General features: G+C 54.9%; 8 protein-coding genes, 2 tRNA genes and 1 pseudogene. 3 read left to right on the top strand and 8 right to left on the bottom strand.

Annotation, left to right across the window (positions count from 1 at the left end; all coding sequences use genetic code 11):
• The 4 genes and pseudogenes from H621_RS0119440 to H621_RS0119420 all read right to left on the bottom strand — a co-directional run.
• Nucleotides 1-282 (bottom strand): annotated as a pseudogene (locus tag H621_RS0119440) (transposase); the annotation flags it as partial.
• Between the two features lie 294 nt (nucleotides 283-576).
• On the bottom strand, nucleotides 577-2757 hold the full coding sequence (locus H621_RS28215) for a helix-hairpin-helix domain-containing protein (RefSeq protein ID WP_167332133.1): 2181 nt from the start codon (nucleotides 2755-2757) through the stop codon (nucleotides 577-579).
• A complete protein-coding gene (locus tag H621_RS0119425) occupies nucleotides 2754-3557 on the bottom strand; it encodes a PP2C family serine/threonine-protein phosphatase (RefSeq protein ID WP_280643256.1) in 804 nt (267 codons plus the stop codon). The genes H621_RS28215 and H621_RS0119425 overlap by 4 nt, the downstream gene beginning before the upstream one ends.
• Nucleotides 3502-4179, bottom strand: a complete 678-nt coding sequence (locus H621_RS0119420; protein WP_028944977.1) for a vWA domain-containing protein — start codon at nucleotides 4177-4179, stop codon at nucleotides 3502-3504. The genes H621_RS0119425 and H621_RS0119420 overlap by 56 nt, the downstream gene beginning before the upstream one ends.
• Nucleotides 4180-4433: 254 nt before the next feature.
• Between H621_RS0119420 and H621_RS28555 the strand changes: the two genes are divergently transcribed.
• The gene (locus tag H621_RS28555; protein ID WP_156905636.1) at nucleotides 4434-5435 is read left to right on the top strand and encodes a hypothetical protein; all 1002 of its coding nucleotides are present in this window, start codon (nucleotides 4434-4436) and stop codon (nucleotides 5433-5435) included.
• 252 nt (nucleotides 5436-5687) lie between these two features.
• Here the strand turns inward: H621_RS28555 and H621_RS0119405 are convergent.
• Nucleotides 5688-5764, bottom strand: a tRNA-Arg gene (locus tag H621_RS0119405).
• A 278-nt stretch (nucleotides 5765-6042) separates the two neighbouring features.
• On the opposite strand from H621_RS0119405, the gene H621_RS28550 reads away from it, so the two are divergent.
• A complete protein-coding gene (locus H621_RS28550) occupies nucleotides 6043-6252 on the top strand; it encodes a hypothetical protein (protein WP_105641606.1) in 210 nt (69 codons plus the stop codon).
• Here the strand turns inward: H621_RS28550 and phnN are convergent.
• The gene (gene phnN, locus H621_RS27325; RefSeq protein WP_051270629.1) at nucleotides 6217-6852 is read right to left on the bottom strand and encodes a phosphonate metabolism protein/1,5-bisphosphokinase (PRPP-forming) PhnN; all 636 of its coding nucleotides are present in this window, start codon (nucleotides 6850-6852) and stop codon (nucleotides 6217-6219) included. The genes H621_RS28550 and phnN overlap by 36 nt on opposite strands.
• A 342-nt stretch (nucleotides 6853-7194) precedes the next feature.
• Between phnN and H621_RS0119395 the strand changes: the two genes are divergently transcribed.
• Complete coding sequence (locus H621_RS0119395) at nucleotides 7195-7521, top strand: Arc family DNA-binding protein (RefSeq protein ID WP_015271261.1); 327 nt, start codon at nucleotides 7195-7197, stop codon at nucleotides 7519-7521.
• A 67-nt stretch (nucleotides 7522-7588) separates the two neighbouring features.
• Here H621_RS0119395 and mgtE read toward each other — a convergent pair whose 3' ends face one another.
• Nucleotides 7589-9031: a magnesium transporter gene (mgtE, locus tag H621_RS0119390; RefSeq protein WP_028944975.1), complete on the bottom strand. Its 1443-nt coding sequence runs from the start codon at nucleotides 9029-9031 to the stop codon at nucleotides 7589-7591.
• A gap of 332 nt (nucleotides 9032-9363) precedes the next feature.
• Nucleotides 9364-9440, bottom strand: a tRNA-Arg gene (locus H621_RS0119385).
• Nucleotides 9441-9455: the final 15 nt, after the last annotated feature.

The following is a 9455-nucleotide window of genomic DNA, read 5'->3' as shown; positions in this document are numbered from 1 at the left end:
ACTTCAGCCGCACTCCTTGGCAAAGTACGCGGCGGCCTTTTTTAAGATGTCTCGCTCCTCCGTCACCCGTTTTAGCTCAGCACGTAGACGGCGAAGCTCAGCACTCTGATCGTCCTCTTGGACACGCTGCTCCTGGGGTTTGGTGTAACGCTTAATCCAGGCATACAGGCTGTGCACGGACACACCCAATCGCGCAGCCACCTCCGAGACAGGAAGCTGCTTTTCGGTCACTTGGTTGACCGCCTGGATTTTGAATTCTTCGGGATAACGCTGGTTGCTCATGGCACCTCCTAATGGGCCTCATTTTAAGGCTTGGAGGTGTCTACGAAACTAGGGGCGATTCAACTTGAATCTCATTTTTGCGGCGAAATCACTCGCGCTAAACGTAACAAACGGCCAACTTCAGTTGAGGCTGAGCGACTGCTGTGGGTCGCTCTCTGCCGGTCATGGCCACGCAGCGCGATGGTCAAATCCGATGCAAATGATTGGTCAGGTCGAATGCAAATGGGTGGGTAAGTCTGTGCAATTACCCATCTGACTTTCTGAGTTTTTATTCCCTACCCCCATCATTACTCCTTAACTCCTTGTGCCTTTACATGCGGGATATTTTGAACATCCCCAGAATTGGCTTCCAACACGTCTTCCCTTGCGAGCCGTCCGACGCACCATAGATGCACCACATATGGGGCAGGAGTTCGATGCTGGCGAACGCGAAGAGCCAGTTGCAGTTGGGAATGTCGGGGTCAGCCCACCCGGGTTTCGAGCAGGTTGAACAGGAGCCCTTTTGGGAACCTCGATGGTGACGATTGTAGGTGCAGGCAGATTGATTCCCAAAGCCGCGCAATCCACCTGGGCCTGTGCACGCTCTTCAAGTGCCTGCAAGAGAGATTGATCTGGCGCAGACTTAGCGGATAGGCACCGTGGCACCGTAGATTGCAAAGCAGCCAGACCCGAACGAAGCTTTTTCTGCAAATCAATCTGTCTAGCTGCGGATGCGGAACGTGCTGCGTTTTCGGCTTGGATATCAGATGGATCTGGCGAGGTATTGTAGCGGAACTTAGCCTCGTGACTTTGGCGCCATGCGAGCATTTTTCCAGTAAATGCTTCGCCAAACCCCGGCACCGCACGAACAGCGGAAGCCGTTACGTCAGCGGCAGTCTCAATACCGAAGGAGGCCAACGTAGCAGTCTTCGCAGGTCCGATACCCGGTATTGTTGCGCGCCTGATCAGAAACCGATCCAAAAAATCTATTCTTTGCCGTGCCTCTCGCGTCGACTTCAGCTTTGTCAGAACATTCGCGAGATCCCCTTCAATCTGCCGATATCGGGCTACACAGTCTTCCAAGTCGGCACGCAGAACAATAATCTCTTTCAGGCCAACGCGCTGCAAATGTGCCATGGATAGCAAACGCACCCGACTATCAGCATCTACGTAAGCCTTGCGAAATGGCGCCGGATCCACCTTAGCCTTTGTGAAGAATGCTACCAAGCCGTAAACGCCCAAGGCTCCCCAAAAGAGCCCTAACCGAGGTACGTTGACAAATCCGATGATTGCCGCCAACAACGCCAGAACACCGTAGATGGTTTTCTCTGGACTATTGCTCTTTGCCTGCGTAACTGCGGCACTCGGCGGGCCCACATTTCCGCTCCAGATAGGCAGGGCTTCTTCCGACCGAGGAATTCGCACCGCTTTGATAGCAGCCCATATCGCCTCAAGATCGAAGGAGCCTGCCGTAGGAATATTCCCCGCGACAAGGCCCAATGGGAACATTTCGAAGCCAGATTGACTTGCGAGCCGACACCAAAGACAGCTACCTGCCGCATTAGGAAAATAGTGAGTCGGTACATTCGCACATTGACGTAGGCTAGTTTCGAGTCCTTGAAGCAAACTCACCCACGCAGCCGGATCCGGGCGAGAGGTAGCAACAAGACCGAACGCTGACTCAAATGCTGTGGCAAGCGATGGTGGGAAATCTGCTAACAGCACCGAACCGGGTGGCGGTGAGGTCCGCGTATCGTCGCGTCGCACAATTGAAAAAGCAAAACGGTTCTGCGCAATCGACTGACCCAGACTAAGATCTGCACCACTAAAACGGCCGGAATAGGGGTGCTTCCCCATGACCAGCAATTGAAAGATGGCAACTGCGAGTCCGAAGTTGTCATGAGCCTGAGTGCGCTTGACACTACTAAAACTGAGACCATGGAGTTCTGGGGGCGTGAAGTCCTCCATACCAACAACACAGGGATAGGACTGCCCTTTCGAACTAAACTGAAAGCTATCGGCATCAATCAGTGCAACAGTGGCGTCCTGTGCAACAAGAACTCCAGAATGGTTGAGATCCCCAATAATACAGCCAGCTTGATGCACCGTAGCGACGGCACGCGCAACGTTTTGCGCCACCCGTACCAGAAAGCGATAGTCCGCTTTTGGAAAATGGATTTTGCGTGACTTCGGGCTGTACAGTTCATGGAGCGGTCTGTACCCCGCAACCAGCCGCATAGAAAAACCAGCGAAGTTGCCAGAGGAGTCAGTAACCACCTCGGATGGGAAAGCTACCAGAGTGGTCGCTTCAGCCAACCGCCCCTCTACCATCGCTCTAACCTTACTTTCGCGGGAGCGCCGAATCTCAGCTTTGTAGATTTTCACTGCACGATCGGCATGCCCCACCAGCCCGTACACATCCCCCTCGCCTCCTTTGCCGAGGCGTTTATCGAGCTGCTCATTCTTACCGGCGATCCGTACCGGCGGCGATTTCATCGACATGAAACGAGGATGAGTGTCTTGTCGTCATCCGTTCGCTCGCAGAGCGCAGGACTGTCCAGATACCGCGCAAGTGCGCCTGACAATTCAACCAAGCGCCCCTCTCCTCCCATCTGGTCGACCGGCTTAAGCATTGGATCAAAGAACCTAGCAAAAGGCTGCTGTGTTGCTTGCTCCAAAGCGACTGCCTCCAACCCATCCGAAAACAAAGCGAAGGCGTCATACTCAAGATCCATATTAAAGGTATGCAGCCGAACCTCAGGATCATCCGTAACGAAATAGGTTGTCGAAGCAAACTCTCCATTTTCTGGCCAGCACAAGGCCTCCCATACTCCGGCCTTACGAGCAACAAGCGCACTGTCGCCAATCTGCAAAGCCAAGACACGTCCTTTGAAAACCACCAGCATCACCAGAGTCGCTGCGAACTGTCGTCGAGTTAGTCCACGCCGCGCCGCGACCTCGGAGAGAAGGTCTCTCACCAGATCAATCCAACACAGGATCACTTCATTATCTGGCAAGCAGTTATGGAGTTCGAACCATGAACGGAAATTGGCTATTAGGCTGCGGCAAATCAAGGACGCACCTTGCCCACCGAAACTCGCGCTGCCAGCTCCGTCGGAGACTACAGCGCAGAACGTATGTGGGTTGATCCGAGCCACCCTATAAGCATCCTGCTTTCGCGTCCCCATACGCTGATGAGATGTGCCAACACACGAGGCAGCCGCCCAACGCCAACGAGGACTATCCAGCAATTGCCCAACCCTCTGGACCAGTCGGATTGGCAAGTGGAACCGCATCGCCTGGATTCGATTGCGATACAGCGCTTAAAGAGCTGGATAGCCAAGCAAAGAGTTCCCTAAACGCCAAACCCTTGAGCTTTAATGGTTGACGTGTACCCAACTGCGAGAGAGCCGACATATCCGCACCATCGACACCAACGGAGTAGAACATGAACTCTTTACGCTCTTCCCCTTCATGGACACGTCGACGTGCCTCCTGCCAATCGTCAGTCGGGGCTCCATCGGTAATCAGAAATACCCAAGGACGGTAGTACTTAACGCCATTGGAGCGGTAACGGTCCTTGCGCTCGCGTAGGAGATCCAATGCCCGCACAACGGCCTCCCCCATAGGCGTCACACCACCTGCTTCCATCACCTCGGGGAAAAAACCGTCGACAGTCGTGAACTCGGTACGAACATTGACAGGACCAAAAGTCACTACTGCTAACTCGACACGCTTCGCCGCCATTGCATCGGCGTAGAGATCATCTTTGAATGACTGCAAAGCATCGTTCAGCATCTGGATGGGCGCACCGCTCATAGAGCCCGATGTGTCCAACAGAAGTATGCAAGGGCACCGTTGCTCCGGATTTTCAGCAAACTCCGCGTCTGCAAACGGCTGTTGCTCGAAATCGCTCATCTTGCCCCCTCTATCCTTTTCCGTGACGAGACTGTCGTGATAGCACGATACCAGCACGTACCGAAAAACGCACAAAATTGATCCGAACGGCGCCTCCCGCTAAGTGCCCCCATGATTTTTTGGAATTTTTAGTGCGTTTTTCAATAGCGACGCAAGCTGCGGGCTTCGGGTCGCGCCTTACCCACCAGAAACCGCCCACAGGAGGCCATGTTATCGTTGTATGCAGATCAGATTGCGAATGTTGTGAGGAGAGGATGACTAGGATAATCGCGAATTTCAAAAATGACTGGCATGACCAGCTGTTAGAACAGATGAGATCTGCCTGGGGGGATCAGGTTGATAGGATCGAGAGGGAGGAAGTGCCATTTAGGTTTTTTGATTCCCTGCGTCGAGACGCCAACCCCAAACCGAGACGAATTGAAATTGCCAATGGCTTTGCGTGCCCCGCTGAATATGACGTTGGCTGGAGAAATTTACAGAAAAAGATTGAAGCTGGCGAATCGCTGAAACCCCACCAGAGCAAAGATCATAAAAGTTTTAGCAACCAAGATGGTCTACTTGATGACTGGGGTATACATCATTTCCACTTGGGTGTTGGTCCACATCTCAAATATCCCGGCCTGGTTGAGCGAACCCCGCACGTAGTTTTTGCCCTTGTTACCGATGATGTGTTTTACGCAATCAACACCTACTTGCATGAGGGATGGGCGAGCAATGAAGTCGTGGAAACGCTGCATCAAAATTGGCCCGACGTAATACGCCAGTTTGTAATTCACGGAATTCCATCCGACCCCGTGACCGAAGTACAGCGTACGACATTGCGTAAAAAACGCGCTAACTGCTTTGTCACGGTAAAGGATGGGACTGTCTATGGGCCGCTCGGCGGAGCTATGAGCTCAGCGGGTGTTGCCATTGATGCTGTGATGCGTACGGACGCTTGTCACGATCAGATCGAGCGTTTTCAGCGCGCCGTTGAGGAGTCGGTCGAGCAAATTGTTGCCCAGCTGAAAATCCTTGGCCATACCTTCGTAGATGACCTACACGCAAAGTATGTGATTCTGGATGGCGAAATGGCAGTTGGATTACCCGATTACGGCCTTACCCTCAAGATCGCATTCAAACCACACAGAAGCAGGACAGGGTGGGAGCGGTTTGTCTTGTGCGTTAAAAAAAGGGGCAACCACTCGCGTATCACATCTAAAAGGCTACACCTGCTTTGCTCTCGGCATAAGTCGCAAAGGCGTGCAGAACGATAGAGGAGATGTGGGAGGCGTCATGAAACCATCAATGGCTTCATTAGCTTAGGTTTCTCAAGCCGGCGGCAGCATCAAAAACAGAGCTTCTGCTACGGATGTGCAGAATAGACTACGCGCTGAGACAACCAACCACTCAGCCATGAGGTTTAAACAACATGGCTGTAAGCCTCGTGGTAGCTCTCAGCAGCTAGCCCAGTGATAGCCCAACGACTTTCAAAAAAAGTGCGCAGCTCGACGGGCCCTTGATTTATATGGTGTCCCAGGGCAGGTTCGAACTGCCAACCTTCCCCTTAGGAGGGGGATGCTCTATCCAATTGAGCTACTGAGACACTGAGGCCGGCAACAGACGTTGCTCGGCAGAGGACGGCGAGCATGTTAACTACCATGCAACCATTTGTCATGTCATCCGTGGGGCTTTTTGCCTACGGTTTGTGTCGGTATTCGTGCATTTTGCAACAAGGCGTCGAGCCATCATTGCAAAGCGCACGAAGACGCCGCCCAACAATGCATGCAACCAACTGTTTTTAAAAGAAAATATTGGAATTATCGGATGGCATGCGACGTGCATTTCTCGCTTCATAAAAACGATTTTTGTGGAGCACGCTCGATGAACCGCACCCTGCTTCTACTCAATGCCCTGGCACTGATCGCCGTCGTGGGCCTGGCTGTACAAGGGCAAAGCGTTGCAGCGCTCGAGCAGGCTCGGTCTGCACCCGCCATGCGGGCACAGGTGGCAGTATTCGACAGGGCCGCCGCGAACGTCGCTGAACAGCCGCGTGCGCTAGGCAACGTGGGGACTGGGCGCATCACCTTCTGACGCGCCCTCTCGCGCCAGCAGCCCCTGCTCTCGCAGCAGGTCAAGCAAGCGCCTGGCGGCATCCTCCAGCGAGGTGGAATTATCCAGCAAATGGATGGCGGGGTCATGCAATGACACTTGCTGGCTTCGGGCCAGGCGTCGCTCGATCTCCTCGAGGTTTTCACGCCCGCGGGCCAGCAAACGTTGGCGCAGCACACGGGGTTCGACCGTGACAAGTATCGCCAGCAGATTCGGGTAGCACTCCCGGGCCTTGGCCAAGTGCGCCCGCGACCCATTGACCAGTACCGCACGCCCGCCTGCCAACCAGGAGTCGATTACCACGGGCACCCCGTACGCCAGGTCATTGGCTCGCCAATGCAAGGCAAAGGCGCCTTCGGCACACAGCTGCTCGAAGCGCTCGGTTGAAACACCCACCGCCTTCTCCCCCTTTGCCTCAGCCGAACGGGTGATGACGCGCTGGGCAATTTCCACCTGGCTTTTGTCGAGTACTGCTCGCACCGCATCGATCAGCGAGTCCTTTCCGGCACCGGATGGCCCCATCAGATAGATCAAGCGGCCAGGGATCACTGTACGCGGGGCCGCGCTTGCGTCATGCTGCATAGCCACTATGCTCATTGGAAGGGAAACCTGCGCATTCTAGACGCTTTGCAGGTCCCCTGCGCCTGTGATGCGAAGGGATGGAGCGCGGGCCGACGGACTGGCACCGAACAAAATGAAAACTTTTCAAACCAGTACTCATTTCTGATAATTGGTACTGGCATAACGCCTTTATCCGGATCAAGATTTGTCACAGAATTGACGCCAAGGAACCGGCGACAATGAGGCATGATTCGCACCTCATTCACAATTCAGGTTGAACATTTTGTTGCCCTGATGGTCGTAGTGACATCGTGCGGCCAATTTCGAGAACCGCTTCCCCCTGAACTAAAACCGGTCAATTATATGCGCCCAATGAAACAGGCTATTTACTCAAGCCGCACCGCTGACAAATTCGTCGTCCGCCTGCCCGACGGAATGCGTGAGCGCATTGCCGAGGTAGCGCGCAACCACCACCGCAGCATGAACTCGGAAATCATCGCCCGCCTGGAGCAGAGCCTGATCCAGGAAGGAGCCCTGGGTGATGACTTGAGCATGCGCCTGGACAGCCCCGAGCTGTCACTGCACGAACGCGAGTTGCTGCAACGCTTCCGCCAACTTTCCCACCGCCAGCAGAATGCGCTGGTGGCCCTGATTGCCCACGACGTCGAAATGGCAGCTGACGCTTCCTGATACCGGTCACCGCAATTGAAAAAGCCAGCGAAAGCTGGCTTTTTTGTCGCTGCGATTTGAAGGCTGGCTAGAGCAGGAAGATGGTCGCCAAGCCCAGGAAGATAAAGAACCCGCCACTGTCGGTCATGGCGGTGATCATCACGCTGGCACCCATCGCCGGATCGCGCCCCAGGCGCGCCAGGGTCATTGGAATCAATACACCCATCAACGCGGCAAGCAGCAAGTTGAGAGTCATGGCCGCGGTCATCACCACACCCAGCGACCAACTGCCATACAGCAGGTACGCCACCACACCGATTACCCCACCCCACACCAGGCCGTTGATCAAGGCAACCGCGAGCTCTTTGCGCATCAGTCGCGATGTGTTGCCCGGGCTGACCTGGTCGAGCGCCATGGCGCGCACGATCATGGTGATGGTCTGGTTGCCGGAGTTACCGCCAATACCTGCAACGATCGGCATCAAGGCAGCCAGCGCCACCAGTTTCTCGATCGACCCCTCGAACAGGCCAATCACACGAGAGGCCACGAATGCCGTGATCAGGTTGATTGCCAACCACGCCCAACGGTTGCGCAGCGAGCGCCAGACCGAAGCGAAAATGTCTTCCTCTTCGCGCAGACCGGCCATGTTCAGGACTTCGGTCTCGCTTTCCTCACGAATCAGGTCGACCATTTCGTCGATGGTCAGACGGCCGATCAGGCGACCACCCTTGTCCACCACCGGAGCCGATACCAGGTCGTAACGCTCGAAGGCCTGTGCAGCGTCGTAGGCGTCTTCTTCGGGCTGGAACACCACCGGGTCGTCGGCCATGACGTCGGCAACTTTCTTTTCCGGATCGTTGACCAACAAACGCTTGATCGGCAACACACCCTTGAGGATGCCGTCGTAATCGACCACGAACAGTTTGTCGGTATGCCCTGGCAACTCCTTGAGCCGACGCAGGTAGCGCAGGACCACTTCCAGGCTGACATCTTCGCGGATGGTGACCATCTCGAAGTCCATCAGCGCACCGACTTGCTCCTCGTCATAGCTCAACGCCGAGCGCACGCGCTCACGCTGCTGGGCATCAAGGGTTTCCATCAGCTCGTGGACAACGTCACGCGGCAGCTCAGGCGCAAGGTCGGCGAGTTCGTCGGCGTCCATTTCCTTGGCAGCCGCGAGCAACTCGTGATCGTCCATGTCGGCGATCAGCGTCTCACGAACCGAGTCGGATACTTCCAGGAGGATGTCACCGTCGCGCTCGGCCTTGACCAGCTGCCAGACGGTCAGACGATCGTCCAGGGGCAAGGCTTCGAGAATGTAGGCGACGTCGGCAGAGTGCAGATCGTCGAGCTTGCGTTGCAACTCGACAAGGTTCTGGCGGTGAACGAGGTTTTCTACCAGGTCATGGTGATGACCTTCCTGACGATGGGTCAGGTCTTCGACCACGCGTTGACGCTGCAGCAGCTCGACCACCTGGGCAAGGCGATCCTGCAAGCTCTCTTGCGTCTTTTTTACTTCATTTTCAGTCATAGGCGAACTCCACTCCCAGCAGCGGAGCACGCCGGGAGATTCAATCAGTCAGATCTTGATTGGCAAAACTTGCTATTGAGTAACTACTGGGTAAGTCCATGGTGGTATTCCACAAGCCCCGGCGGGGCTGACGGGCGCAATCATACACCGCTTGAGCTGTCAGGGTGCTGAAAAAATCGTGGCTAGAACAATCGTTTGCGAGACATAGTTATGACACCCCATGCACGCATCAGTGCGACGGCGGCTGCACATAAAAAAACACATGGCGGGTATAAAAAGTTTAAACGCAGAAAAGCAAAAAGCCCGCCTTGGTAGGCGGGCTTTCTGTTGTATGGTGCACTCAGGAGGATTCGAACCTCCGACCGCTCGGTTCGTAGCCGAGTACTCTATCCAGCTGAGCTATGAGTGCAGGGTTGGCGCTTGA

The sequence above is a fragment of the Pseudomonas vranovensis DSM 16006 genome (assembly GCF_000425805.1).
Classification (GTDB): domain Bacteria; phylum Pseudomonadota; class Gammaproteobacteria; order Pseudomonadales; family Pseudomonadaceae; genus Aquipseudomonas; species Aquipseudomonas vranovensis.
Note: the sequence above shows the minus strand (reverse complement) of the source record. Positions and strands in the feature narration are given on the sequence as shown.

Bases quoted from the DNA above. Each gene is read 5' to 3' on its own strand.
- H621_RS28215 (WP_167332133.1), bottom strand. From the start codon at position 2,757: ATGAAATCGCCGCCGGTACGGATCGCCGGTAAGAATGAGCAGCTCGAT.
- H621_RS0119425 (WP_280643256.1), bottom strand. From the start codon at position 3,557: ATGCGGTTCCACTTGCCAATCCGACTGGTCCAGAGGGTTGGGCAATTG.
- H621_RS0119420 (WP_028944977.1), bottom strand. From the start codon at position 4,179: ATGAGCGATTTCGAGCAACAGCCGTTTGCAGACGCGGAGTTTGCTGAA.
- H621_RS28555 (WP_156905636.1), top strand. From the start codon at position 4,434: ATGACTAGGATAATCGCGAATTTCAAAAATGACTGGCATGACCAGCTG.
- H621_RS28550 (WP_105641606.1), top strand. From the start codon at position 6,043: ATGAACCGCACCCTGCTTCTACTCAATGCCCTGGCACTGATCGCCGTC.
- phnN (WP_051270629.1), bottom strand. From the start codon at position 6,852: ATGCAGCATGACGCAAGCGCGGCCCCGCGTACAGTGATCCCTGGCCGC.
- H621_RS0119395 (WP_015271261.1), top strand. From the start codon at position 7,195: ATGCGCCCAATGAAACAGGCTATTTACTCAAGCCGCACCGCTGACAAA.
- mgtE (WP_028944975.1), bottom strand. From the start codon at position 9,031: ATGACTGAAAATGAAGTAAAAAAGACGCAAGAGAGCTTGCAGGATCGC.